The organism is Comamonas granuli NBRC 101663, from assembly GCF_000739995.1.
Classification (GTDB): Bacteria; Pseudomonadota; Gammaproteobacteria; order Burkholderiales; family Burkholderiaceae_C; genus Simplicispira; species Simplicispira granuli.
The window spans coordinates 25211-50066 of sequence record NZ_BBJX01000009.1 but is presented as its reverse complement, the minus strand read 5'-3'; the positions used below and the strand labels follow the sequence as shown (position 1 = coordinate 50066).

Sequence of the window (24856 nt, the reverse complement as noted above, 5' to 3'; positions counted from 1 at the left end):
GCGGCGGTTTTTTCATGGCCGCCCGCAAACACGAAGAGCGCCTTGCGGCGCCCTTCGGGTTGGGGGTCAGGCAATGGCCCCGCGCGGGGGCGCCCGTTCAGTTGTTCTGGGCCAGTTGGTCCAGGATGGCCGGGTTCTCCAGCGTGCTGGTGTCCTGGGTGATGGACTCACCCTTGGCCAGGGAGCGCAGCAGGCGGCGCATGATCTTGCCGCTGCGCGTCTTGGGCAGGTTGTCGCCGAAGCGGATGTCCTTGGGCTTGGCGATGGGGCCGATTTCCTTGGCCACCCAATCGCGCAGCTCCTTGGCGATCTGCTTGGCCTCGTCGCCCACGGGGCGCGGGCGCTTCAAGACCACGAAGGCGCAGATGGCCTCGCCCGTCAGGTCGTCGGGGCGGCCGACCACGGCAGCCTCGGCGACGAGGTCGGACTTGGCCACCAGGGCGGACTCGATCTCCATGGTGCCCATACGGTGGCCCGAGACGTTGAGCACGTCGTCGATGCGGCCCGTGACGCGGAAGTAGCCCCGGTCGACGCTGCGCACCGCACCGTCGCCGGCAAGGTAGTAGCCCTTGAGCTCATCGGGGAAGTAGGACTTCTTGAAGCGCTCCGGATCATTCCAGATGGTGCGGATCATGCTGGGCCAGGGCCGCTTGATCACCAGCATGCCCCCCGAGCCATTGGGCATTTCCTGGCCGGTTTCATCGACGATGGCCGTGTAGATGCCGGGCAGCGGCAGGGTGCAGGAACCGGGAACCAGCGGCGTGGCGCCGGGCAGCGGGTTCATGATGTGGCCGCCGGTTTCCGTCTGCCACCAGGTGTCGATCACGGGGCAGCGCTCGCCGCCCACATGGCGGTAGTACCACATCCAGGCTTCGGGGTTGATGGGCTCGCCCACGCTGCCGAGGATGCGCAGGCTCGACAAATCCCAGTTCTTCGGGTGCACCGCAGCATCGGAGTCGGCCGCCTTGATGAGCGAACGGATGGCCGTGGGCGCGGTGTAGAACACCGTGCACTTGTGGCGCTCGATCATTTGCCAGAAGCGGCCGGCGTTGGGATAGGTCGGGATGCCCTCGAAGATGATCTCGGTGGCGCCTGCCGCCAGCGGGCCATAGGTCACGTAGCTGTGGCCCGTGACCCAGCCGATGTCGGCCGTGCACCAGAACACGTCCTCGGGCTTGAGGTCGAAGCTCCAGTCCATGGTCAGCTTGGCCCACAGCAGGTAGCCGCCCGTGCTGTGCTGCACACCCTTGGGCTTGCCCGTGGAGCCGCTGGTGTACAGGATGAACAGCGGGTGCTCGGCCCCCACAGGGGTGGGAGGGCATTCGGTGCTTTGGCCGGCCAGGGCCTCGTCCCAGGTCTTGTCGCGCCCGGGCACCATGGCGCAGGCCGTGGCCGTGCGCTGGTAGACGAAGATGCTGCGCACGCACTCGCAGCCGCCCATGGCCAGGCCTTCGTCCACGATGGCCTTGAGCGGGAGCTCCTTGCCGCCGCGCACCTGGTAGTTGGCGGTGATGACGGCCACGGCGCCGGCGTCGATGATGCGCTCGTTCAGGGCCTTGGCCGAAAAGCCGCCGAACACCACGCTGTGCGTGGCGCCGATGCGCGCGCAGGCCTGCATGGCGACGACGCCCTCCACGCCCATGGGCATGTAGATGAGCACGCGGTCACCCTTCTCCACGCCATGCGCCTTGAGGGCATTGGCGAACTGGCTCACGCGCGCCAGCAGTTCCTTGTAGGTGACCTTGGTGACGGCGCCGTCATCGGCCTCGAAGATGATGGCGGTCTTGTTCTCGACCGCGGTGCCCATGTGCCGGTCCAGGCAGTTGGCACTGGCGTTGAGTTCGCCATCGGCAAACCACTGGTAGAAGGGCGCGTTGGATTCGTCCAGGGTGCGCGTGAAGGGCTTGGTCCACTGCAGGTTTTCGCGCGCCAGCCGGGCCCAGAAGCCCTCGAAGTCCCGGTCGGCCTCGGCGCGCAAGGCCTCGTAGCCAGCCATGCCGGAAATCCGTGCTGCCTTGACCAGGGCCTCGGAGGGCGGAAAAACCCTGTTCTCCACCAGGTTGGATTCGATGGCAGTCGATGGCGCACTCATGTCTTGTCTCCTGAAGGTCGGTGGTATGAAAAAACCCCGACACTGTCAGCGCACGCACTTACATGCCACTGACTGGCACGAAGCTTACAGTGCGGCAGCGCGGCGCCGCGCGGGCGCACGCCGTCAGGGGCGCAGCAGGCGCTCACGCGCCGCCTGGTACTCGCGCCGCAGGCGCGCCACCAGATCAGCGGTGCTGGTGACCTCCTGGATGGCACCAATGCCCTGGCCGCAACCCCAGATGTCCTTCCAGGCCTTGGCGGCTGCGCCGCCGCCGAAGTTCATCTTGCTGGGGTCGGATTCGGGCAGGTGCTCCGGGTCCAGCCCGGCGGCGCGGATGGAGGGTGCCAGGTAGTTGCCATGCACCCCGGTGAAGAGGTTGGTGTAGACGATGTCGTCCGAGGTGCCGTCCACGATGGCCTGCTTGTACGCCTCGGCGGCGCGCGCCTCGTGCGTGGCAATGAAGGCCGAGCCGATGTAGGCGAAGTCGGCCCCCATGGCCTGGGCCGCCAGAATGCCGCCGCCCGTGGCAATGGCGCCCGACAGCGCCAGTGGGCCGTCGAACCAGGCGCGGATCTCCTGCACCAGCGCGAACGGGCTCTTGGTGCCCGCGTGGCCACCGGCGCCCGCGGCCACGGCGATCAGGCCGTCGGCGCCCTTCTCCACGGCCTTGTGGGCGAACTTGTTGTTGATGACATCGTGCAGCACGATGCCGCCCCAGGCGTGCACGGCCTGGTTCACGTCCTCGCGCGCGCCCAGGCTGGTGATGACGATGGGCACCTTGTACTTGGCGCAGACCTGCATGTCGTGCTCCAGGCGGTCATTGCTCTTGTGCACGATCTGGTTGATGGCAAACGGCGCTGCGGGCTGCTCGGGGTGCGCCCGGTCCCAGGCGGCCAGGGTTTCGGTGATTTCGGCGAGCCAGTCCTCGAGCTGCGCGGCCGGGCGCGCGTTGAGCGCAGGCATGGAGCCCACGATGCCGGCCTTGCACTGTTCGATCACGAGCTGCGGGTTGCTGATGATGAACAGGGGCGAGCCAATGACGGGCAGCGTGGGCTTGTGCAATACCGGGGGCAACGTCGACATGCGGGTCTCCAAATAGGGATCAAAAAAGCCTCTAGCGCTTTATTGACAAGCGCCAGCAGCTACTTTTTTTGTAGCATGGGCCGGTGCGATCCACACCGGCCCATGCATGCTCAGAACAGTTCCAGCGGCAGCGCGGTCACGCTGTCCGCGCCTTCGACGATGCCGTCGCGCAGGCCCTGCGCGCGCACCAGGATGTGCTCGGCATAGAACTGGGCGGTGGCGATCTTGGCACGCATGAAGGCTTCGTCCTGTCCCTTGTGCAACAGCTCCTGGGCCGCCAGCAGGGCACGGCCCATCTGCCAGCCCGCCACCAGGTTGCCCGCCAGCATGAGGTAGGGCACGCTGCCCGCGTACACGGCGTTGGGCGAGGCCTTGGCGCTGTTGCAGACGAAGTCCACCACGTCCAGGTAGGCCTGGCGTGCGGCCGCCAGGCGCCGGGCCACGGCCTGGGCCGCGGGCGTGCCGCTGGCGGTCAGCTCAGCTTCGGTCTTTTCGATCTGCGCAGCGATGGCCCGGGCCGTCTGGCCGCCGTCGCGCGCCGTCTTGCGACCCACCAGATCGTTGGCCTGGATGGCCGTCGTGCCTTCGTAGATGGTCAGGATCTTGGCATCGCGGTAGTACTGGGCAGCGCCCGTCTCCTCGATGAAGCCCATGCCGCCGTGCACCTGCACGCCCAGGCTGGTGACTTCCAGGCTCATCTCGGTGCTGTAGCCCTTGACCAGCGGCACCATGAACTCGTAGAACGTGGCGTTGTCCTTGCGCACCTGCGCATCGGGGTGGTGGTGCGCGGCGTCGTAGGCGGCAGCCGCCGTGCTGGCCATGGCGCGGCAGGCCTCGGTGGTGGCGCGCATGGTCATGAGCATGCGGCGCACGTCCGGGTGGTGGATGATGGCGGCGCTGGCGGCCACGCTGCCGTCCACGGGGCGGCTCTGCACGCGGTCGCGGGCGTACTGCACGGCCTTCTGGTAGGCGCGCTCGGCAATGGCGATGCCCTGGATGCCCACGCCGTAGCGCGCGGCGTTCATCATGATGAACATGTATTCGAGGCCGCGGTTCTCCTGGCCCACCAGGTAGCCCACGGCGCCGCCGTGGTCGCCGAACTGCAGCACGGCGGTGGGGCTGGCCTTGATGCCCATCTTGTGCTCGATGCTGACGCAGTGCACATCGTTGCGCGCGCCCAGGCTGCCGTCCTGGTGGACCATGAACTTGGGCACGACGAACAGGCTGATGCCCTTGACGCCCTCGGGCGCGCCCGCGACGCGGGCCAGCACGAGGTGGACGATGTTCTCGGCCATGTCGTGCTCGCCCCAGGTGATGAAGATCTTGGTGCCGAAAATCCTGTACGTGCCGTCAGGCTGCGGATCGGCCTTGGTGCGCACCAGCGCCAGGTCGGAGCCGGCCTGGGGCTCGGTCAGGTTCATGGTGCCGGTCCACTGGCCGGAGATGAGCTTTTCGAGGTAAATGGCCTTGAGCTCGTCGCTGCCCGCCGTGAGCAGCGCCTCGATGGCGCCGTCGGTCAGCAACGGGCACAGGGCAAAGCTCATGTTGGCGCTGTTGAGCATCTCCATGCAGGCCGCGCCAATGGTCTTGGGCAGGCCCTGGCCACCGAAGTCCTGCGGGTGCTGCAGGCCTTGCCAGCCGCCTTCGGTGAGCTGGCGGAAGGCGTCCTTGAAGCCCGGCGTGGCCGTGACCACGCCGTCCTTCCAGGACGAGGGGTTCTTGTCCCCCTCGAAGTTCAGCGGCGCCAGCACGCCCTCGGTGAACTTGGCGCACTCTTCGAGCACGGCGGTGGCCGTGTCCAGGCCTGCGTCCTCAAAGCCTGGAATCTGCGCGACCTGTTCGATATGGGCCAGATGCTGCATGTTGAACAGCATGTCCTTGACGGGGGCGGTGTAGCTCATGGGGTTCTCCGGGAGATGCAAAAGTCAAAAAAAAGGCATCGCAAGCGATGCCTTTTCGCGCACGACAGTGCTTACAGGGCCTTGACCAGTTCCGGCACGGCCGTGAACAGGTCGGCTTCCAGGCCGTAGTCGGCCACGCTGAAGATCGGCGCTTCGGGGTCCTTGTTGATCGCCACGATCACCTTGGAGTCCTTCATGCCGGCCAGGTGCTGGATGGCGCCCGAGATGCCGGCGGCGATGTAGAGCTGCGGCGCCACGATCTTGCCGGTCTGGCCGACCTGCAGGTCGTTGGGGGCGTAGCCGGCGTCCACGGCAGCGCGCGAGGCGCCGATGGCCGCGCCCAGCTTGTCGGCCAGGGGAGTCATCACTTCGTTGAACTTCTCGGCGCTGCCCAGGGCGCGGCCGCCGGAGACGATGATCTTGGCGGCGGTCAGCTCGGGGCGGTCGCTCTTGGTGACTTCGCGGCCGGCAAAGCTGCTCTTGCCCGAATCGGCCACGGCGGCCACGGATTCCACGGCGGCGCTGCCACCGGTGGCGGCTGCGGCGTCGAAGCCCGTGGTGCGCACGGTGATGACCTTGATGGCGTCAGCGCTTTGCACGGTGGCGATGGCGTTGCCGGCGTAGATGGGGCGCTCGAAGGTGTCGGCGCTGTCGACCTTGGTGATCTCGCTGATCTGGGCCACGTCGAGCTTGGCGGCCACGCGCGGGGCCACGTTCTTGCCGCCCGCGGTGGCGGGAAACAGGATGTGGCTGTAGTTGCCGGCAATGGCCAGCACCTGGGCGGCGAGGTTCTCGGCCAGGCCATCCTTGAGGCTGGCGCCGTCGGCGTGGATCACCTTGCTCACGCCGGCGATCTGCGCGGCGGCCTGGGCGGCGGCTGCGGCGCCCTCACCGGCGACCAGCACATGCACGTCGCCGCCGCAGGCCTTGGCTGCGGTGACGGTGTTGAGCGTGGCGCCCTTGAGGCTGGCGTTGTCGTGTTCTGCAATGACGAGTGCGGTCATGGGTATTACTCCTTCGGGCCTCAGATGACTTTGGCTTCGTTCTTGAGCTTGTCCACCAGGGTGGCGACGTCGGGCACCTTGATGCCGGCGCTGCGCTTGGGCGGCTCAGCCACTTTCAGGGTCTTGATGCGCGGGGCCACATCCACGCCCAGGTCGGCCGGCTTGACGGTGTCGAGCGGCTTCTTCTTGGCCTTCATGATGTTGGGCAGGGTGACGTAGCGCGGCTCGTTCAGGCGCAGGTCGGTGGTGACCACGGCGGGCAGGCTCAGCTGCACGGTCTCCAGGCCACCATCGACTTCGCGCGTCACGCTGGCCTTGCCGTCCGCCACTTCGACCTTGGAGGCGAAGGTGGCCTGGGGCAGGTCGCACAGGGCGGCGAGCATCTGGCCGGTCTGGTTGGCGTCGTCGTCAATGGCCTGCTTGCCCAGGATGATCAGGCCGGGCTGCTCCTTGTCCACCAGGGCCTTGAGCAGCTTGGCCACGGCCAGGGGCTGCAGCTCGGCGTCGGTCTCGACCAGGATGCCGCGGTCGGCACCGATGGCCATGGCCGTGCGCAGGGTTTCCTGGCACTGGGCCACGCCGCAGGAGACGGCGATGACTTCGGTCACCACGCCTTTTTCCTTCAGGCGCACGGCCTCTTCGACGGCGATTTCGTCAAAGGGGTTCATGCTCATCTTGACGTTGGCGATGTCCACGCCCGTGCCGTCCGACTTCACGCGGACCTTCACGTTGTAGTCCACCACGCGCTTGACAGGGACCAAAACCTTCATTGCAGCGACTCCTGGGGTTGAGAGATAAATTGACGTTACGTAAACCGGATCATTGTATGCTGCAGCGCAGCGAGCCGGGTTGAACGTGGATCAGCAAATAAAAACGAACGACCGTGCTTTTATGGATTATAGGCCAGCACCCACCCTGATTGTCCAGTGGTTTCCTGTCTCATACTGGACTGACGCCTCCAGAAGGCGCCTGGGGTGCGGCCATGTGCAGCACCCGCTGGGGGTAGGGAATGTCGATGCCATGCGCGCGCAAGGCGTGCAGTATGGCCAGGTTGATCTGCGAGCGCAGCCCCAGCAGGCCGTTTTCGGGATCGGCGATCCAGAAGCCGACGGTGAACTCCAGGCCATCGGCGCCAAAGGCCGACAGCGCGGCGCTGGGTGCGGGATCGCGCAGCACGCGCGGGCTGCTCAGGGCGGCCTCGGTCAGCAGGCGCATGACCAGGTCCACATCGCTGTCGTAGCCCACGCTCACCACGGTGGAATGCCACACGCGCGGATCGGCCAGGGAGAAGTTCTCGACCCGGCTGGTCACCAGCATGTCGTTGGGCACGATGGATTCGCGCCCCGAGCCCGAGCGCACCACGGTGTAGCGCCCGGTGATGTCGGTCACGCGGCCCTCGAAGCCGTCCACGCGCACGTTGTCGCCGATGCGCACGCTGCGCTCGGTCAGGATCACGAAGCCGCTCACGTAGCTGGCGGCCAGCCTTTGCAGGCCCAGGCCTATGCCCACGCCGATGGCGCCGCCCAGCACGGACAGCGCCGTGAGGTCTATGCCCACGGCCGTCAGCGCCACGATGAGCCCGATGAGGACGAGCAGCGCGCGCAGGGCGTTGCTCACGGCCTTGCGCAGCGACAGCTCGTCGCCCGTGGCCGCGCGCAGCAGCCGCGCCTCGATGGAGGCAGACACCCACAGGGCCAGCAGCAGGACGAAGCCGGCCGTCACCGTGCCCTCGATGAGGCTGCGCAGCGTCAGCGTCGCCCCGCCGACCTTCCAGCCCACGCCTTCGAGCTCGTGCAGCACCAGGGGCAGCAGGCCCGTCACCCACAGCACCATGGCCAGCCAGGCCAGCCACGAGACGCTGCGCTCGAGCGGCCGCACCCAGGCGGACTGCGGAAAGGCCACCTGCAAGACCTTGGCGCCCATGCGGATCGCGGCCAGGGCCACGAGCACGGGAATGGCGACGACGAACACGGCCAGCGGCGCCCACTGCTGCACCACCGTGCGCGCCACATAGGCCAGCGCCAGCAGCAGCAGGGGGAACAGCGCGCCATCGACCACGCTGCGCCCCAGCAGGATGGAGTTGGGGTTCTTCACCCCGCGGCGCAGCAAGGCCACCAGGCCGGCGGCCAGCAGCCCGCACAGGGCGAGCGCGGCGAGTTCGCCCAGCACCGTGGGCTGCATGAAGGCGCTGGCCCAGGCCTGCAGCCCGTCCTCGACGGGCGTCTGCACCGTGCGCGCCATCAGGGTTTCCAGGCGGGCTTGCGCTTTTCGGCGAAAGCGCGTGCGCCTTCCTGCGCGGCCGCGTCCATCATGTTCACGGCCATGGTCTGGCCGGCCAGCTGGTAGGCGGCCTCCAGACCCAGCTCGCGCTGGCTGTACACCAGGGCCTTGCCCATGGCCAGGGCGGCACGGGGTTTCTCCAGGATGGACTGCACGAGCTTCTCGACCTCGGCGTCGAGCGCGTCGGCGGGCACCACGCGGTTGACCAGGCCTTCCTGCAGCGCCGTGGCGGCGTCGATGAAGTCGCCCGTGAGCAGCATCTCCATGGCGCGCTTGGGCGGCACGTTGCGCACCAGCGGCACGCTGGGGGTGGCGCAGAACAGGCCGTAATGGATGCCGCTGGTGGCAAAGCGGGCGCAGTCTGCCGCCACAGCCAGGTCGCATTGCGCCACGAGCTGGCAGCCCGCGGCCGTGGCCATGCCGTGCACGCGCGCGATCACGGGCACGGGCAGCTTGTGGATGGACAGCATCATGCGCGAGCACTGGGCAAAGAGCTGCTGGTACCAGGCCAGGTCGGGGTGCTGGGCCATGTCCTTGAGGTTGTGGCCCGCGCAAAAGGCCTTGCCCGCGGCGGCGAGCACCAGCACGCGCAGCGTGTCGTCCTGCGCCAGGGTATCGAGGGCCTGCTGCAGGGCCGCGAGCATCTCGCTGCCCAGGGCGTTGAAGCGCGCCGGATCGTTGAGCGTGAGCGTGGCCACGCCGCGCGCGTCGTGCGCCACGTGTACCAGTTCGCCGGAAGGGGTGGGGTTGCTGGGTGTCATGGCCGGGGTTCCTGCAAATCAGATATCGGCAAGCACGCGCACATGGGCCTCCACGCTGCGCGCCAGCGGCCCCATGACGTAGCCCCCTTCGAGGCAGGAGACGATGCGCCCGGCGCAGAAGCGGCGCGCCACGTCCTTGATGCGCTGGGTGATCCAGGTGTAGTCCTGCTCGGTCAGGCCCAGTTGGCCCATGTCGTCCTCGCGGTGCGCGTCAAAGCCCGCGCTGATGAAGATCATCTCGGGCTTGAAGGCCTCCAGCCGCGGGATCCACATCATCTCGACGATCTCGCGGATGTCCATGCCGCGCGTGTACGCGGCCACCGGCACGTTGAGCATGTTGGAAGCGGGATTGTGGTCGCCGCTGTAGGGGTAGAACGGGTGCTGGAAGAAGCTCACCATCAGCGCGCGCTCGTCACCCGCGAGGATGTCCTCGGTGCCGTTGCCGTGGTGCACGTCGAAATCGACCACGGCCACGCGGCTCAGGTTGTGGCGCTGCAGCGCGTACTTGGCGGCCACGGCCACGTTGTTGAAGAAGCAAAAGCCCATGGCCTTGTCGCGCGTCGCATGGTGCCCGGGCGGGCGCACGGCGCAAAAGGCGTTCTCCAGCTCGCCGGCCAGCACCGCGTCGGTGGCCGCCATGGCCGCGCCGGCCGCGCGCAGGGCCGCGTTCCAGGTGTGCAGGTTCATGGAGGTGTCGGGGTCCACCTGCGTGTAGGGCGGGCCGCCGGCCTGCACCTCCTCGCGCAGCCAGTCCGTCAGGCCGCGCATGGCGGCGATGTGCAGGCGGTTGTGCGCCAGCTCGAGATCGGCGAGCGCGGCCTGCGGGGCCTCGCAGCGCTCCAGCGCGTCGGCCACGCCGGTCACGAGCAGCCGGTCCTCGATGGCGTCGAGCCGGCCGGGGCATTCGGGATGGCCCGGCCCCATCTCGTGCAGCCAGCAGTCGCGGTGGGAAAAATAACCCGTCTTGCCCATTGCCTTGACTCTCCGCCTGAAAATCTGGGTTAACTTCACGCCATGCAAGCGCATTTGAAAATCCAATCGATACTGGATCAGCTTAACACGGTGATCGTTGGCAAAACTGACAGCGTGCGGGACTGCGTGGCCTGCCTGCTCGCCGGCGGCCACCTGCTGATCGAGGACGTGCCCGGCGTGGGCAAGACGACGCTGGCCCATGCGCTGGCCCACACCTTCGGCCTGCGCTTTGCGCGCGTGCAGTTCACCGCCGACCTCATGCCCAGCGATCTGGTCGGCGTCTCCGTGTACGAGCGCGGCAAGGAGGCCTTCGTCTTCCACCCCGGCCCGGTGTTCGCCCAGGTGCTGCTGGCCGACGAGATCAACCGCGCCAGCCCCAAGACGCAAAGCGCCCTGCTCGAAGCCATGGAGGAAAAGCAGGTCTCGGTCGAGGGCGAGACGCGCGCCCTGCCCGAGCCCTTCTTCGTCATCGCCACGCAGAACCCGCACGACCAGCTCGGCACCTACGCGCTGCCCGAGTCGCAGCTCGACCGTTTCCTCATGCGCATCTCGCTGGGCTACCCCGACCGCGCTGCCGAGCGCCTGCTGCTGGCCGGGCAGGACCGGCGCGCGCTGGCGCACACCCTGCCGCCGCTGCTGTCGGCCGCGGAGCTCGCGGCGCTGCAGCAGCAGGTGCTCGCCGTGCATGCCAGCGCGCCGCTGCTGGACTATGTGCAGGACCTGATCGCGGCCACGCGCTCGGGGCGCTGGTTCCTGCAGGGCCTGTCGCCGCGCGCAGGTATTGCGCTGGTGCGTGCGGCCCAGGCCCAGGCGCTGATTGCCGGGCGCGACTACGTCGCGCCCGACGACGTGCAGGCCACCATCGCCCAGACCATCGCCCACCGCCTGGTGCCCGTGGGCGATGCCGGGCGCGGCGCGGTGGAGCAGGTGCGCGCCATGGTGGCCTCGGTCGCCCTGCCCTGACGCCCCATGCCGCTCGCCCTGCGCGCCTTCCATCCCCTGGCGCCGCTGCGCCGGCGCGTGCACCAGTGGATGCTGGCGCGCCTGCCCCTGACCGACACGCTGGAGCTGTCGCAGCGCAACGTCTACATCCTGCCCACGGGCGCGGGGTGGATGCTGGCGTTCACGCTGCTGCTGCTGCTCGTGGCGTCCATCAACTTCCAGCTCAACCTGGGCTATCTGCTCACCTTTTTGCTGGCCGGCAGCGCCGTCGCGGGCATGCATGTGTGCCACAGCCAGCTGCGCGGCCTCACGCTGCACCTAGTCACGCCCGAACCGCAGTTCGCCGGCCAGAGCGCGCCATTGCAGGTGCAACTGAGCCACACGCGGCGCACGCCGCGCCACGCCATCGCGCTGGCCGTGCACGGCAGCGGGCACTGGGCCTGGGCGGATGTGCCCGCCCAGGGCAGCACCAGCGTGCAGATCGGCTTTGCGCCGCCGCGGCGCGGGCTGCACCGCGTGCCCACGCTCACGGCGCAGACGCTGTACCCGCTGGGCAGCTTTCGCGTCTGGACGGTCTGGCGCCCGGCGGCCCAGGTGCTGATCTACCCCGCGCCCGAGCCGCACGCGCCCCCCCTGCCGCCGGGCGAGCCGCGCAGCGGCGGCACGGGCCGCGCTGCCGCGCAGGGCATGGCCGACTTCGAGGGCGTGCGCGGCTACCGCCGCGGCGACCCGCTCAAGCTCGTGGTCTGGAAGAAAGCCGCCCAGGCCCTGGCCAGCGGCAGCGGCAGCCTGCTCAGCCGCGACGCCCAGCAGCCGCAGCGCCACGAGCTGTGGCTGGACCACCGCCACACCGGCCTGGCCGACCCCGAGGCGCGCATCTCCCGCCTCACGGCCTGGGTGCTGCAGGCCGACCGCCTGGGGCTGGACTACGGCCTGCGCCTGCCGGGGCAGGAGATCGCCCAGGCCGGCGGCCCCGCCCAGCGCCGCCGCTGCCTGGAGGCCCTGGCCCTGTGCTGAAACATAGAATCAAAATGGCATCCAGCCCTTTACTGGCAAGCGCAAGCAGCTATTTTTTCAATAGCATGAGGAGGCCCAGGTGACGCTGCGCCAACGCCTGGAAGCCCTGCCGCGCGATGCGCGTGACACCCTGTTCCTGCTGCTGGTGATCGCCTGGGTGATCGCCCCGCAGGCCCGGGTGCTGCCGCTCTGGACCAGCGTGGCCGCGGCCCTGCTGCTGCTGTGGCGCGCCGGCCTGGCCTGGAGCGCCAGGCCGCTGCCCGGGCGCTGGACGCTGCGCCTGCTGCTGCTGGGCGCCGTGGCGGGCACGCTGCTGACGCACCACACCATCCTGGGGCGCGACCCCGGGCTCACCCTGCTGGTGATGCTGCTGGCCCTCAAGACGCTGGAGGCGCGCGCCCAGCGCGACGCCATGGTGATCTTCTTCCTGGCCTTCTTCACCATGCTCAGCAACTTCTTCTACTCGCAGTCGCTGGCCACGGCGGCGGCCATGCTGCTGGGCTTGCTGGGCCTGCTCACGGCGCTGGTCAATGCCCACTCGCCGCTGGGGCGCCCGCCGCTGGCGCAGTCGCTGCGCACGGCGGCCACCCTGGCGCTGTGGGGCACGCCGGTGATGCTGGCGCTGTTCCTGTTCTTTCCGCGCATCGCGCCGCTGTGGGGCGTGCCCAGCGACGCGCTGGCCGGGCGCACGGGCCTGTCGGGGCAGATGCGCGTGGGCAGCATTGCCGAGCTGGCGCTGGACGAGCGCATCGCCTTTCGCCTGCGTTTTGACGATCCGCAGTTCCGCCCCACGCAGGCGCAGCTCTATTTCCGCGGCCCGGTGCTGGCCAGCTTTGACGGGCGCGAGTGGCTGGCCGACCCGGTGCGCGAGGACGACGCGCACCGCAACCGCTACACCGTGCCCGCCGAGCTGCAGGTGCGCGGCCCGGCCCTGGGCTATGAAATCACCCTGGAGCCGAGCAACCGCCCCTGGCTGCTGGTGCTGGAGGCCGCCGCCCAGCCGCCGCAGGTGCCGCAGCGCCAGCCCTTCATGACGCAGGACCTGCAGTGGCTGGTGCGCCAACCGATCAACGAGCTGCTGCGCTACCGCGCCAGCAGCTACACCGACTTCCGCCACGGCCCCCTGCAACCCGTGCCCGCGCTGCGCACCTTCACCCTGCTGCCGCCGGACAGCAACCCGCGCACCCGCGAGTGGGCCGCACAGCTGCGCGCCGACCCGCAACTGACCGCGGGCGGCAGCATGGCGCTGGTGAACGCGGCGCTGCAGCGCCTGCGCAGCGGCGACTACACCTACACGCTGGAGCCCGGGCTCTACGGCGAGCACACGGCCGACGAATTCTGGTTCGACCACAAGCAGGGCTTTTGCGAGCACATCGCCTCGGCCTTCGTGGTGCTCATGCGCGCAGCCGGGGTGCCCGCGCGCATCGTCACCGGCTACCAGGGCGGCGAGCTCAACGCCGTGGACGGCTACTGGACCGTGCGCCAGAGCGACGCCCACGCCTGGGCCGAGGTCTGGATCGAGGACCGCGGCTGGGTGCGCGTGGACCCCACGGGCGCCGTCTCGCCCGGGCGCGTGGGCCAGTTCCAGCGCCTGCAGCCGCGCCCGGGCGCGCTGGCCAGCGCCATGGGCACCGTCATCAGCGCCAGCACGCTGCAGCGCCTGCGCGCCGTGTGGGAGGCCGCCAACAACCGCTGGAACCAGTGGGTGCTCAACTACTCGCAGGAGAGCCAGTTCAACCTGCTGCGCCACCTGGGCTTTGCCAGCCCCGACTGGCAGGACCTGGCCCGGCTGCTCGCCGCGCTCATCGCCGCCAGCGCCCTGGGGGGCGCGGCCTGGTCGCTGTGGGAGCGCCTGCAGCACGACCCCTGGCTGCGCCTGCTGCAACACGCGCGCACGCGCCTGGCGCGCGCCGGCCTGGAGCTGCCCGCCCACACCCCGCCACGCACCCTCGCCGCCCAGGCGCTGGCGCACTTCGGCCCCCCGGCCCAGGCCGTGGCCGACTGGCTGCTGCGCCTGGAGCGCCTGCGCTACGCCCCGCCTTCCCCCGCCCCGCGCACGGCCCTGCGCAGCCTGCAGCGCGAGATGCGCCAGCTCCCCTGGCCGGCCGCACCCACCCGCACACCATGATTCGCACCCTTGCAATAGCTACTTTTTTCATAGCTGCCAGCGCTCTATCCACGGGCGCTGAAGCCAAAAAACGCCCTAAACCACCCGCCGCCACCCAGGGCAGCAGCGCCTACGCCAGCCGGGCAGACGCCATGCAGTTCGCCGACGACGTGGCCGCGCGCCGCGACCTCGACCCCGCCTGGGTGCGCCAGGCCATAGGCCAGGCGCGCCTGCTGCCCGTGGCGCAGCGCCTGGTGCTGCCGCCGCCCAAGGGCACGGCCAAGAACTGGCAGGCCTACCGCGCGCGCTTCATCGAGCCGGTGCGCATCCGCGCCGGGCTGCGCTTCTGGCAGGCGCACGCCGCCGCCCTGGCGCGCGCCGAGCAGGAATACGGCGTGAACGCCGCGGTCATCGTCGGCATCCTGGGCGTGGAGACGCTCTACGGCCAGCAGATGGGCAACTTCCGCGTGCTGGACGCGCTCGCCACGCTGGCCTTCGACTTCCCCGAGGCGCACCCGCGCGCGGCCGAGCGCCGCGCCTTCTTCCAGCGCGAACTGGAGCAGTTCCTGAGCCTGGTGCACCGCACGGCGCAAGACCCGGCGGCGCCGCGCGGCAGCTTTGCCGGCGCCATGGGCTGGCCGCAGTTCATGCCCTCGAGCTGGGTGCGCTACGCCATCGACTTCGACGGCGACGGCCGCGTGGACCTGTTCACCAGCCCGCAGGACGCCATCGGCTCGGTGGCCCATTACCTTGCCGCCCACGGCTGGCAGCCCGGCATGCCCACGCACTACGCCGTGCAGCCCGCAGGCACGCCCGAACAGACCGAGGAGCTGCTGCTGCCCGACATCCTGCCCAGCTTCAGCGCCGCGCGCATGCAGGCGCTGGGCGCCCGGCTCGACGCCGCGGGCCAGCAGCACGCCGGCCCCCTGGCGCTGGTGGAGCTGCAAAACGGCGCCGAGCCGCCGAGCTACGTGGCGGGCACGGAGAACTTCTACGCCATCACGCGCTACAACTGGTCCAGCTACTACGCCATGGCCGTGATCGAGCTGGGCCAGGCCGTGCAGGCCGAGCGCGCCGCCGCCGCGCCCTGAGCAGGCGCCCTGGGCCGCCCCTCCACGCCAGCGGCTCAGGGAGCCGGCTGCAGCGCCAGAAATGCCGCGTAGGCCTGGGCGCTGGAGGCCGGCGCCTCCATCATGGGCAAATGCCCGGCCTCTCCCAGCACCTGGAGCTGCGCCGCCGGCAGCAGCTCGCGCAGCCGGGCCGCGCCGGAGACGTGGAAGACGCGGTCCTGCCCACCCCACAGCGCCAGCAGCGGCGTCTGCAGCCGCGCAAGCACGCCATCGAGCAGGTAGCGGTCGCGCAATTGCGCCCCCCACACCCGCTGGTCGGAGGCCGCCTGGGCCAGGGCCTGCGCCTGGGCCTGGGCGCGCACCGGGTACGGCAGAAACGGGCGCTGCGCAAACACCAGGTCGAGCATGGCCTCGAACTGGGCGGCATCCTGCGGCACCAAGGGCGCGCGCCCGGCGTCGATGGCGCGGTCCATGTCGCTGGCCTGGGCGCTGCGCAGGCCGTGCGGGGCGCCGATGAAGGCCAGGCTGCGCACGCGCTGCGGCGCGTGCAGCGCCAGCAGGGCCCCCAGGGTCGCCCCCATGGAGCTGCCGGCGATGTGCGCCTGCTGCACGTCCAGCGCATCCAGAAACGCCTGCAGGTACGCCCGTTGCGCGGCGTAGTCGTAGGGCCGTGCGGGGTCGCGCCCCGTCTGCCCGAAGCCCGGCAGGTCGGGAATGATCAGGCGGTAGCCCTCGGGAAAGGCGCGGGCAAAGTCCACCCAGTGGTCTTTCTCCGCAAAAATGCCGTGCAGCAGCACGACGACCGGCCCGCTGCCGCGCTGCAGGTAGTGCACGCGGTGCGTGCCGGTATCGACCACGGCGGCGTGCAGGCCGGCACTGTGGCGGTTCGCCGCCACCAGCCACGGCGCCACCTGGGCGGGCAGGCCGTACCAGGCGCCGCCGGCGAGCACGGCCAAGATGAGAGCCAAAGGCCAGGGTCTGAAAAATGAGCGCATGCGCACGACAATCTCCTGCAATGCAAAATGCCGCACATGCTGCCGGACCCGCGGGCGGCGTGCTGGTACGTTTGGGCTGCGTCCATGAAGAATGAACTGGTGATGGCCCGCGACCGGGCCCTGTATCTGGGCGAGCTGCCCGCCACGGGCATGCATTGCCACCCCTGCCCGGTGCTGCTGCTGGGACTGTCCGGCCGCTTTGCGCTGCACCGGGCGCAGCACGGCCACACCACCACGCACACGGCCAGCAGCGCCGTGGTGGCGGCAGGCGTGGAGCACCTCCTGGACCCGCAGGGCGAGTGCGTGGCGCTGATCTACCTGGAGCCCGATGCGCCCCCGGCCCGCGCCCTGACGGCCTGGCTGGCCCAGAACGGCGGCGTGCTGTGGGAGCCCTGCCCCAAGGTGCGCCAGCGCAGCCTCACCCACGACCGGCTGCGCCATTTCGACCTCGACGCCCTGCTGACCCGCCCCCTGCCGCCGCCCTGCGCCATGGAGCCGCGCGTGCAAAACGCCCTGCAGGCGCTGCGGCTGCATGCCGGCGATGGCGTGAGCCGCACCAGCGCCGCGGCCCGGCTGCACCTGTCGGCCTCGCGCTTCAACCACCTGTTCAGCGAGCACGCCGGCGTGAGCTTTCGCCGCTACAAGGTGTGGTGCCAGTTGCGCGCCGCCATCGGCGCGCTGGCCGCGCACCAGCGGCTGACCGACGCCGCCCTGGAAGGCGCCTTCACCGACGGCTCCCACTTCAGCCGGCAGTTCCGCAACACCTTCGGCATGACGCCCAGCAGCGTGCTGCGGCCGTTGCGCACGGTCACGCTGCTGGCTTGAGGCCGGCAGCCTGCGGCCCTCAGTAACGCTGCATCTGGCAGGTGGTGGGCATTTGCGCCTTGGCGGCGGGGATGTCGCGCACCACGCGGAAGCCGTAGCCCGAGCCCTCGACGTCGAACTTCACGCCCGGCGCGCCCTGCTTGTCCATCACGCCCACCACCAGCGGCTGCTGGAACTGGTGGTCGGCCGCGCGCATGCTGCCGCTGCGCCCGGCCAGTTGCACGCGCGCCTTCTCCATCTGGCGCGCCACGGCGGCGGCCTCCAGGCTGCCCGCGCCCTCGATGGACTGGGCCAGCGCCTCGACCATGAGCTGCATGCGCATGTGCACGTAGTCGTCCTGCGGCCGGGGGAAGCGCTCGCGGAAGGACTGGTAGAACGCCTCGCTCTGCGCGGCGGGCACGTTGGGCAGCCAGTCGGCCACGGCCACCACCTTGCCGATGCCCGCGTCGCCGATGGCGGCGGGCGCCCCGAGGGCGTTGCCGTAGAAGGTGTAGAAGCTGCCGCCGTAGCCCACCTCGCGCGCGGCCTTGACGAGCAGCGTGAGGTCATTGCCCCAGTTGCCGGTGATCACCGCCTGCGCGCCGCTGGCCTTGATCTTCACCGCGTAGGGGGCAAAGTCCTTCACCCGGCCCACGGGGTGCAGCTCGTCGCCCACGATGGCCACGTCCGGGCGCTGCGCGGCGAGCTGCTTCTTCGCCTCGCGCAGCACGGCCTGGCCGAAGCTGTAGTCCTGGCCGATGAGGTAGACGCTCTTGAGCGCCTTGTCGCTCTGCAGCACGTCCATGAGCGCGGCCATGCGCATGTCGGCGTGCGCATCGAAGCGGAAGTGCCAGAAGCTGCACTTCTCGTTGGTCAGGATGGGGTCCACCGCCGAATAGTTGAGGAACAGCACGCGCTTGCCGGGCTCGCGCTCGTTGTGCTTGTTGATGGCGTCGAGCAGCACCGCCGCCGTGGCCGAGGAGTTGCCCTGCATGACGACGCGCGCACCGTCGTCGATGGCCGCGCGCAGCGCCGAGAGCGCCTCCTCGTTCTGGCCCTTGCTGTCGTAGCGCTGCACCTGCAGCGCGCGCGCGCCGCCCTGGGCGGCCGGCAGCAGCACGCCGCCACGCGCGTTCACGCGCTCCACGGCCCAGAAGATGTTGCGAAACACCGCCTCGCCCGTATTGGCGAAGGGGCCCGAGAGGCTCTCGATGAGCGCCAGCTTGACCGGCGCTGCCGCCGGGGTGGCGGCGCTGGGCGCGCCCGCCGTCTGCGCTTGTGCGCCCGGCCCGGCCAGGGCGGCCGCTGCGGCCAGGCACAGCGCGCGCCATGGGGCGCAGGGCAGGAATCTCAAGCGCAGGGAGCGAAAAACATTCATCGGATTGCTTTCTTGAAAACCACAGGCACATGCCTATCTGCAGGGGCATGCGGCACATCCCCCGGCCGCGCAGTATAAGGAGTAACCCTGATGATCCCTACCGCCGTCATGCCTTACGCCACCTGGGCCGGAATGGCCCGCAATGCCGCCCTGCGGCGCTGGCTGCACAGCCGCCTGCATGAAGGCCAGCCCCAGCCCGCCGCGGGCGTACAGGTCACGCAGGACGACAAGGCGACCACGCTGCAACTGGACGTGCCCGGCCTGACGCGCGAGCAGCTCGACATCACCATCAACGGCCCGCGCGTGCGGGTGCGCAGCAAGGAGGGCGCGCCGCGCCGGGTGCACCGCGCCTGGGAGCTGCCCGCGCCCATCGACGCCGCCGCCAGCTCGGCCAAGCTGGAGCACGGCGTGCTCACCCTCTCCCTGGCCCGCCAGGCCCCCGGCGCGCGCGCCGTGGAGTTGACGGTGCATTGAGGCCCCCCGCACCGCCAGCTATTTTTTCGATAGCTGCTAGCGCCCGCTGCGTATACGCTGCGGGCGTTTTTTTATTCCATATTTCCGGTACGTGCCGCTCAGCTTTGCCAGCCCTTTTCGAGGACCGGGGGCAGCGGCGGGCATGGATACAGGGGTTCTTGCGCCGCAAGCCCGGCGCTCATTAAGCCTAGGCCCGTGCCGTAGAGCAATTGGGCGACCAAGCCCGCAGTGCCCTCCATGTGCATGAGGAGTTCGCGTACCTCCGACGGCGTGAGCACCACCGGCAGACGCCGAGGACGCTTGGCCTGGATCACTTCATTGAGCCAGGGCAATTCCATGCCCAGCACCTGCTTGTACAAATACAAAATCGCTGACTTGGCCTGATTCTGGGTCGATGCAGCCACCTGGCGATCGACGGCAAGATGGCTCAAAAACGCCTCCACTTCCTGGCGCCCATATCACGCGGATGGCGCTTGTGATGAAACAGAATAAACGCCGCGCCCAATCTATATACGCCTCTTCGGTGCGAATACTGTCATGGCGCGTGCGCAAATGAATGCTCATGCTCTCCAGCAGCTTGGGCGGCCGGTATGGGGGAGCAGGCGGGGCGGTTTCATCCGGTACCATCCGCGAAATTTCAGTTTTGCCTATTCATGCGTCTGTCGGGGTTTTCCTGGGGATAGACTCCATGACCTTGTCTTGGCGGATCAATCCGGCTAGCATGCTGGTCGTCTATTTCTAGTTATCCTTTTATCCCGGAGTGTTATGAAATACGCAAAACAAGTTTTTTTATTTTTATCGCAATAACACTGACCGCTTGCGGTGGTGGAGGAAGTGATGATGCGGATTGCTCAGATTTCGCATACCAACAAGATGCTCAAGCATGGCATCAAAGTAATCCAGGCTCAGATCTGGATGCTGATAATGATGGAATTGCATGTGAACATCTCCCTCGTCGTTAATTTTGCAGCGCTATGTGTCTGCGCAGCATTCTCGGTTTGGCCACTGTGGCTAACCGGTCAGTCAAGCCGACCCGCCTTCGGCGGTCGGCTTACCTCGCCCGTTAGGCATCATGAAAATAACCGTTCGGAAGCAAAGATACTGGCGCCTTTTATGCGTGGCCGTACTGCTTGCTGTCGTTCTGGGGGCACTCATGTTTGCTTCACGCTTCTTTGCCATAGACAGTTGCCTGGATCGCGGAGGTCGCTGGGACTACGAAACGAACGAATGTGAACTATGAGAGTTTGCTTGTCTAACCCTGCGGTCAAGCCGATCCGCCTACGGCGGCCGGCTTACCTTGTTCGTTAGGCTACACAAATGATTCGTCTCGCCGACACATCAATCAGGCTGTACCGGACGCGTGATTGGTCGGTGTCCGTGCGATTGCATAGCTATTTCATGATTCACAGCAAAGGTACCGGCTTTCGGTTGTCGACCTACTTGAATCGCTTCGACTGCTCTCTAACGCTCGAATCAGGAGAAGTTGTCGAACTGAACGAATACTCTTACACCGATGCGTGTATCCATCGGATGGATCACATGATCCACGAGTTCTGGGCATCAGGGCAAACAGAACTTGAGTCGATTCAGAATGGAGCAGCACGCCTTCAAGTTGTCTATAGGCTGTTCTCATTCGATGGACAAGGTGACCCCGATATCATTGAAACGGTCGTTCCCGTTTTGGCCAGAGGCAACTACAAAGATCGTTGGGCGCGGAATGGACGCAGCGCAGCCTAACCCTTCCATCGGGAGGATGCTGCCCGGCAAACCGGTCAGCGCCTCTCTTTTCAAACGTTGGGGCTGATATGACAGTTAATCTCAATCTGGTAGGGACGATTGCATCCGTAGTCAGTCTCATACTCGCCGTCGTTTTTTGGTGGCTCACCAGTCGGCAAGCAGAGCGCGCAGATTCCATACTTGCCGAAATCAGGGACAAGATGCTTTCATGGCAAAACGACATCAACAACGCCGCGATCAACTTGATCCAAGCGAGGCCTGAGGTCATAGCCCAAAAGGTCTCTCTTGAGGAGGCGAAGAGCCAAGCAGCCTTTGCAGAGCGTCTTGCGACTGTTGCTGAGTCACTTGCTACGGGCCTCACCGAAGATTCCGCTGGCTATCGGATTGCCGCCCTCAAGGAGATTCTTGATCATCAGCGCCAATCTTTGCTCGGGAGTGAGCAGATCAAAGCCACCGTGGTTGCCGCACAGCAAGCCACCACCTCCAAGGTTTCTGGGCATCAGCCCTAACAATTCATTCAAGCCGACGCCGTTTCGCGGCGCGGCTTAATTCAGGCGTTAGGGAAAATGTCGGTTAACTCGCAAATTCATGAATTCGACCGCTTTTGGAAGCAGACGCGACTTCCTGTGGTGTTTCAACGTCAACGCCCTTCCCCCTTATTGGTTCGCCTCCCTTACGCGCCAGACAACAAGGCATGGCTCCGAAATGGCGAAAGGAATAAGCCGACTTGGGACAAAAAGAATGGAGCTTGGGAAGTACCACAGGCGTGGTTTGAGCGAGTCATTCGCTTATCATTTGCGAGGTACGGTGCCTGCTACGTCATTCAGCTTTACCGAGAAAAGGAGATTTGTGCTCCAGCGTGCTGGAACGCCATAGGCGCAGACTGCGAATGCTCCTGCATGGGTGCAAATCACAGTTCAGGTCGTCCCGAGGGGCGCTGGTACGAAGTAAGCGACACGTTTGCAGTCATGTGGGGCGTACAGCGTTACTCGGCTCGTTTACTAAAATTGCCCTAACCCACTGGTCAAGCGGACTGGCCTACGGCCAGTCGCTTACCGTATTCTTAGACATTTAAATATGAAAAAAAACAAATCAGCAGATGTCAAAGTTATCGCAGGAGATCCATATGCCTATTATCTAAGCATATGGGATACAGAGGAATCTTTGCAAGAAAGAAATCGAACAATGTTTATAACCTTGCAAGGGATCCTCTTAACAGTGGCCTTACTTTATATTGAATCCAATAAAGGGATGGTTATATATTTCTCATTGATGGCAATTCTCCTATTTACCGAATGGCTTCCCGGCTCACTAGCAAGGTCAAAAAAAATTGCATTTGTAAAATGGTTAATAATAGAGCACGAAACAAACAACTACTCAACACTAAAAGTGTTTAGTGCCATTGACAGGCTTGAAAAAAAATGCATGCACAATAACATCTCGCTTCTAACCAACGAATCTTTCAGAAAAAATTTATATGAAGCCAGAAAAATTGAATTTACTGTTGCAGGTGGTTTTTTGTTTCTATGGTCAGCGCTTATCAGTTTTGCATTGAGTCCAAATTCAGAATCGAAAATGATGGGAGATTGGATTTTAAGCATTTTTGGTATTGGAACAATATAATTCTTATTAATCCTACATAAAAATCTTTTTTATTCAGGCCATGCTTTTCAAACGGCATTTAATTTCTCAGACGTTATGTATCGCCTAGTTTGCCGTTTCTCCGAGCTTCGCCTGCGAACGGTTTGTTTGTTTCAAGCCTTTTTGGTCGCTGGCCCTTGCATAGCAAGCGCAAGCAGCTATCATTTTAAAAGCGTTGCGCCGCCTTGGTGGCGCTTTGCTTTTTCGCAGTTTGCGCCCGTCGTCAAGTTGAGGTTTCCCGTTTTGGCATTCGGGTCTAACTTTTCATCGCAGCCGACCGCCTTCGGCGTCGGCTGAATTCAGGGCGTTAGTCCCTTCACCCGCCATATTCAGGCCATGCTTATTCAAAAGGCATTTAGTTTCTCAGGCGGCAGTGGTTGGGGTTTTGTGCGGCCTGGCGGGCTTCGCCTGCGAGTGGCTTGCTTTTTTCAAGCCTTTTTGGCCTCTAGCCCTTGCGTAGCAAGCGCCACCAGCTATCATTCTTGCAGCGCAGCGCCGCTCCCATGGCGCTGCGCTGTTTCACGGCTTGCGCCCGTCTTCAAGTCAGGGCGCTCCCTTTTGGCCTTCGGGTCTAACTGTTCGTTCAATCCGGACGGCTTCGCCGCCGGTTAATTTGGGCGTTGGGCCGCATAGGAAAGTGTGGGCATGCCTGATGAATTCGTGAGAATCTTGGCGCTCTGTATCGTGCTCGCCGGAGTCGAGACGCTCCACGGAATATTCAGGGCCACAGTCCTGGTCCCGAGGATCGGAAAGAGCCGGGCCCTAAAATTGAGCATTGTTACGGGTTCCGCGCTGGCGTTCGGCGTTTGCTATCTCCTGGTTCCTGGCATCGGGGTCGTCCAGCCGTTCGGCCTTCTTGTCATCGGACTGGCTCTGGCACTCTTCATGGCAGGCTTTGATATCGCTTTGGCGAAGATGCTGCTGAGGCAGCCTTGGGCCAAGGTATTCCAAGATTTCGACCCGCGAACCGGAAACTACTTGTCGTTCGGCCTGTTGCTGCTGGTCTTTTTTCCGTACGTTGTCATGCAGTTGCGTTGAGGGGCTCGCACCAGTGCTGCGCACCAAGCATTCGCTGCAGGCGCGACCACCCTGGTGAGCCGCTGCTTGCTTGCGCGTGGTTTTCAGGTGTTTTAGGCCTCTAGCCCTTACCCCACCTGCGCAGTCAGCTCCGGTTTTCATAGCGAATGGCCCGTGTGGCCATGCCCCATTTCGTACGCCGGGGTCCACCCAGGCGGTGCATTGAGGCCTCTGGGGCCGCGGGCCCGGACCCAGGGCGCGGCGGGCGGCCATTACCCCCGCATCATCCAGGGATTTGGCACTCGGTTTTGCCGCCGGGTTCATTTGCTCCATAATTCGTTTAAACATTTGAACAGATGAACTCCGCAACACCCCATTCCCCCGCCCCCACCGCGTCGCTGGACGACGTGTTGCTGAGCTTTCGCGCCTGTGCGCCGGTGTTCAATGCCCTGGGCGACAAGTTCCGGCAGGACATCGTCATGCTGCTGGCGCAGGATGAACGCCTCAATGTGAACCAGATTGCAGAGCGCATGCCGCTCTCGCGCCCTGCCATTTCGCACCACCTCAAGGTGCTGCTGCAGGCGGGTCTGGTCACTTTGGAGCGGGTATCCCGTGAGAACTTTTACCGCCTGAGCCTGGATACGGCGCTGGCGGATCTGCGCACCCTGGTGGAGCAGGCCGAGGCGTCCTGTACCTGAGCCTGCTCGATCGAGCCCCTGGCACTGCGGTGCCATTTTTCAACCCCTATCCGTCGAACGGATTAAACCATTAGGAATCAACCATGACCACCACCCCGCGCACCGCACTGATCACCGGCGCTTCTTCCGGCATCGGCAAGGCACTGGCCGCCGAATTTGCCCGCGATGGCTATGACCTGGTGCTGGCCGCCCGCAGCGTGCCCGCGATGCAGGCGCTGGCCGAGGAACTGCAGCAGCGCCACCAGGTGAGCGTGACGGTCATCGCCGCCGACCTGGCCACCGAGGACGGCGCGGCGCAACTGCACGCGGCCGTCAAGGCCCGCCATCTCACCATCAGCGCCCTGGTCAACAACGCGGGCTACGGCAGGTTTGGCGAATTCAAGGACTCTGCCCTGGAGCCCGAGCTGGCCATGATGCGGCTCAACATGAACACCGTCGTGGCGCTGACCAAATACTTTCTGCCCGACCTGATCGCCACCCGGGGCCGGCTGCTCAACGTGGCGTCCACCGCGGCCTTCCAGCCCGGCCCCTACATGGCGGTGTACTACGCCAGCAAGGCCTTTGTGCTGAGCTTCACCGAGGCCATCGCCGCCGAGCTCGCGCCCCAGGGCGTGAGCGTGACGGCCCTGTGCCCGGGGCCCACGGCATCGGGCTTTCAGGACGCCGCTGCGATGCAGGCCTCCGCCCTGGTGCGCGGGAAGAAGCTGCCCAGCGCGGAGGCCGTCGCTGCCCAGGGCTACCGCGCCTTGCAGCGCGGGCAACGGGTCTACATTCCCGGTGCCCTGAACTGGGTCATGGCCCAGAGCGTGCGCCTGACGCCGCGCAACATGGTCACGGCGCTGGTCCGGCACCTGTCGCGGCCCGCCACCGCCTGAGCCTGGGC

At 66.3% G+C, this 24856-nt stretch carries 28 protein-coding genes; 17 read left to right on the top strand and 11 right to left on the bottom strand.

The window, feature by feature from the left end:
- Window positions 1-97 precede the first annotated feature (97 nt).
- The 8 genes from acs to CGR01S_RS10590 all read right to left on the bottom strand — a co-directional run bounded on the left by acs (window position 98) and on the right by CGR01S_RS10590 (window position 10093).
- Window positions 98-2092, bottom strand: coding sequence for an acetate--CoA ligase (gene acs / locus CGR01S_RS10625; protein WP_042426481.1), 1995 nt, complete (start codon window positions 2090-2092; stop codon window positions 98-100).
- A 123-nt stretch (window positions 2093-2215) separates the two neighbouring features.
- Complete coding sequence (locus CGR01S_RS10620; protein WP_042426478.1) at window positions 2216-3175, bottom strand: NAD(P)H-dependent flavin oxidoreductase; 960 nt, start codon at window positions 3173-3175, stop codon at window positions 2216-2218.
- A 110-nt stretch (window positions 3176-3285) separates the two neighbouring features.
- On the bottom strand, window positions 3286-5076 hold the full coding sequence (locus tag CGR01S_RS10615) for an acyl-CoA dehydrogenase (protein WP_042426474.1): 1791 nt from the start codon (window positions 5074-5076) through the stop codon (window positions 3286-3288).
- Between the two features lie 71 nt (window positions 5077-5147).
- Window positions 5148-6080, bottom strand: a complete 933-nt coding sequence (locus CGR01S_RS10610) for an electron transfer flavoprotein subunit alpha/FixB family protein (RefSeq protein WP_042426471.1) — start codon at window positions 6078-6080, stop codon at window positions 5148-5150.
- A gap of 20 nt (window positions 6081-6100) precedes the next feature.
- Window positions 6101-6850 (bottom strand): electron transfer flavoprotein subunit beta/FixA family protein, encoded by a 750-nt coding sequence (locus CGR01S_RS10605; RefSeq protein WP_042426469.1) that lies wholly within the window; start codon window positions 6848-6850, stop codon window positions 6101-6103.
- A 169-nt stretch (window positions 6851-7019) separates the two neighbouring features.
- Window positions 7020-8321, bottom strand: coding sequence for a mechanosensitive ion channel family protein (locus tag CGR01S_RS10600; RefSeq protein ID WP_042426466.1), 1302 nt, complete (start codon window positions 8319-8321; stop codon window positions 7020-7022).
- Window positions 8321-9121, bottom strand: coding sequence for an enoyl-CoA hydratase (locus CGR01S_RS10595; protein ID WP_042426464.1), 801 nt, complete (start codon window positions 9119-9121; stop codon window positions 8321-8323). Before CGR01S_RS10595 ends, CGR01S_RS10600 begins: the two co-directional genes overlap by 1 nt.
- Before the next feature lie 18 nt (window positions 9122-9139).
- Window positions 9140-10093: a histone deacetylase family protein gene (locus tag CGR01S_RS10590; protein ID WP_042426461.1), complete on the bottom strand. Its 954-nt coding sequence runs from the start codon at window positions 10091-10093 to the stop codon at window positions 9140-9142.
- 42 nt (window positions 10094-10135) lie between these two features.
- Between CGR01S_RS10590 and CGR01S_RS10585 the strand changes: the two genes are divergently transcribed.
- The 4 genes from CGR01S_RS10585 (at window position 10136) to mltB (ending at window position 15250) form a co-directional block, all read left to right on the top strand.
- Complete coding sequence (locus tag CGR01S_RS10585; protein ID WP_042426459.1) at window positions 10136-11056, top strand: AAA family ATPase; 921 nt, start codon at window positions 10136-10138, stop codon at window positions 11054-11056.
- A gap of 6 nt (window positions 11057-11062) precedes the next feature.
- Window positions 11063-12052, top strand: a complete 990-nt coding sequence (locus tag CGR01S_RS10580; protein ID WP_042426458.1) for a DUF58 domain-containing protein — start codon at window positions 11063-11065, stop codon at window positions 12050-12052.
- Window positions 12053-12131: 79 nt separating this feature from the next.
- Window positions 12132-14180 (top strand): transglutaminase TgpA family protein, encoded by a 2049-nt coding sequence (locus CGR01S_RS10575; protein WP_042426456.1) that lies wholly within the window; start codon window positions 12132-12134, stop codon window positions 14178-14180.
- Entirely contained in the window at window positions 14177-15250 is a 1074-nt protein-coding gene (gene mltB / locus CGR01S_RS10570) for a lytic murein transglycosylase B (RefSeq protein WP_042426455.1), read from the top strand. Before CGR01S_RS10575 ends, mltB begins: the two co-directional genes overlap by 4 nt.
- A gap of 35 nt (window positions 15251-15285) precedes the next feature.
- Here the strand turns inward: mltB and CGR01S_RS10565 are convergent, their stop codons facing one another.
- The gene (locus CGR01S_RS10565) at window positions 15286-16197 is read right to left on the bottom strand and encodes an alpha/beta fold hydrolase (protein WP_245616791.1); all 912 of its coding nucleotides are present in this window, start codon (window positions 16195-16197) and stop codon (window positions 15286-15288) included.
- Window positions 16198-16308: 111 nt separating this feature from the next.
- Here CGR01S_RS10565 and CGR01S_RS10560 point away from each other — a divergent pair, with 111 nt between their 5' ends.
- Entirely contained in the window at window positions 16309-17049 is a 741-nt protein-coding gene (locus CGR01S_RS10560; protein ID WP_042426451.1) for an AraC family transcriptional regulator, read from the top strand.
- A gap of 19 nt (window positions 17050-17068) precedes the next feature.
- Here the strand turns inward: CGR01S_RS10560 and CGR01S_RS10555 are convergent, their stop codons facing one another.
- Entirely contained in the window at window positions 17069-18406 is a 1338-nt protein-coding gene (locus CGR01S_RS10555) for a branched-chain amino acid ABC transporter substrate-binding protein (RefSeq protein ID WP_042426447.1), read from the bottom strand.
- A 90-nt stretch (window positions 18407-18496) separates the two neighbouring features.
- Here CGR01S_RS10555 and CGR01S_RS10550 point away from each other — a divergent pair, with 90 nt between their 5' ends.
- On the top strand, window positions 18497-18880 hold the full coding sequence (locus tag CGR01S_RS10550) for an Hsp20/alpha crystallin family protein (protein ID WP_042426443.1): 384 nt from the start codon (window positions 18497-18499) through the stop codon (window positions 18878-18880).
- A 98-nt stretch (window positions 18881-18978) separates the two neighbouring features.
- Here the strand turns inward: CGR01S_RS10550 and CGR01S_RS17125 are convergent, their stop codons facing one another.
- Window positions 18979-19311 carry a phage integrase N-terminal SAM-like domain-containing protein gene (locus CGR01S_RS17125; protein ID WP_245616790.1) on the bottom strand — a complete coding sequence of 111 codons (333 nt, stop codon included), beginning with the start codon at window positions 19309-19311 and terminating at the stop codon, window positions 18979-18981.
- Window positions 19312-19590: 279 nt separating this feature from the next.
- Here CGR01S_RS17125 and CGR01S_RS17275 point away from each other — a divergent pair, with 279 nt between their 5' ends.
- From CGR01S_RS17275 to CGR01S_RS10525, 11 genes are all read left to right on the top strand, one after another.
- The gene (locus CGR01S_RS17275; protein WP_084690648.1) at window positions 19591-19842 is read left to right on the top strand and encodes an excalibur calcium-binding domain-containing protein; all 252 of its coding nucleotides are present in this window, start codon (window positions 19591-19593) and stop codon (window positions 19840-19842) included.
- Between the two features lie 12 nt (window positions 19843-19854).
- Window positions 19855-19947: a DUF1010 domain-containing protein gene (locus CGR01S_RS17270; RefSeq protein WP_369345550.1), complete on the top strand. Its 93-nt coding sequence runs from the start codon at window positions 19855-19857 to the stop codon at window positions 19945-19947.
- A 169-nt stretch (window positions 19948-20116) separates the two neighbouring features.
- The gene (locus CGR01S_RS17265) at window positions 20117-20188 is read left to right on the top strand and encodes a DUF1010 domain-containing protein (protein ID WP_369345552.1); all 72 of its coding nucleotides are present in this window, start codon (window positions 20117-20119) and stop codon (window positions 20186-20188) included.
- Between the two features lie 9 nt (window positions 20189-20197).
- On the top strand, window positions 20198-20617 hold the full coding sequence (locus CGR01S_RS16700) for a hypothetical protein (RefSeq protein ID WP_156967551.1): 420 nt from the start codon (window positions 20198-20200) through the stop codon (window positions 20615-20617).
- Window positions 20618-20685: 68 nt separating this feature from the next.
- Window positions 20686-21126 (top strand): hypothetical protein, encoded by a 441-nt coding sequence (locus tag CGR01S_RS10540; RefSeq protein WP_042426440.1) that lies wholly within the window; start codon window positions 20686-20688, stop codon window positions 21124-21126.
- Window positions 21127-21694: 568 nt separating this feature from the next.
- Window positions 21695-22240 (top strand): hypothetical protein, encoded by a 546-nt coding sequence (locus CGR01S_RS16695; protein WP_156967550.1) that lies wholly within the window; start codon window positions 21695-21697, stop codon window positions 22238-22240.
- 75 nt (window positions 22241-22315) lie between these two features.
- Complete coding sequence (locus CGR01S_RS16445) at window positions 22316-22555, top strand: DUF1010 domain-containing protein (protein ID WP_084690639.1); 240 nt, start codon at window positions 22316-22318, stop codon at window positions 22553-22555.
- Window positions 22556-22594: 39 nt separating this feature from the next.
- Window positions 22595-22870, top strand: coding sequence for a DUF1010 domain-containing protein (locus tag CGR01S_RS16440; RefSeq protein ID WP_156967549.1), 276 nt, complete (start codon window positions 22595-22597; stop codon window positions 22868-22870).
- 33 nt (window positions 22871-22903) lie between these two features.
- Window positions 22904-23296 (top strand): hypothetical protein, encoded by a 393-nt coding sequence (locus tag CGR01S_RS10535; protein ID WP_042426437.1) that lies wholly within the window; start codon window positions 22904-22906, stop codon window positions 23294-23296.
- A 335-nt stretch (window positions 23297-23631) separates the two neighbouring features.
- The gene (locus CGR01S_RS10530) at window positions 23632-23973 is read left to right on the top strand and encodes an ArsR/SmtB family transcription factor (protein ID WP_084690637.1); all 342 of its coding nucleotides are present in this window, start codon (window positions 23632-23634) and stop codon (window positions 23971-23973) included.
- A gap of 83 nt (window positions 23974-24056) precedes the next feature.
- Window positions 24057-24848, top strand: a complete 792-nt coding sequence (locus tag CGR01S_RS10525; protein ID WP_042426434.1) for an SDR family NAD(P)-dependent oxidoreductase — start codon at window positions 24057-24059, stop codon at window positions 24846-24848.
- Window positions 24849-24856: the final 8 nt, after the last annotated feature.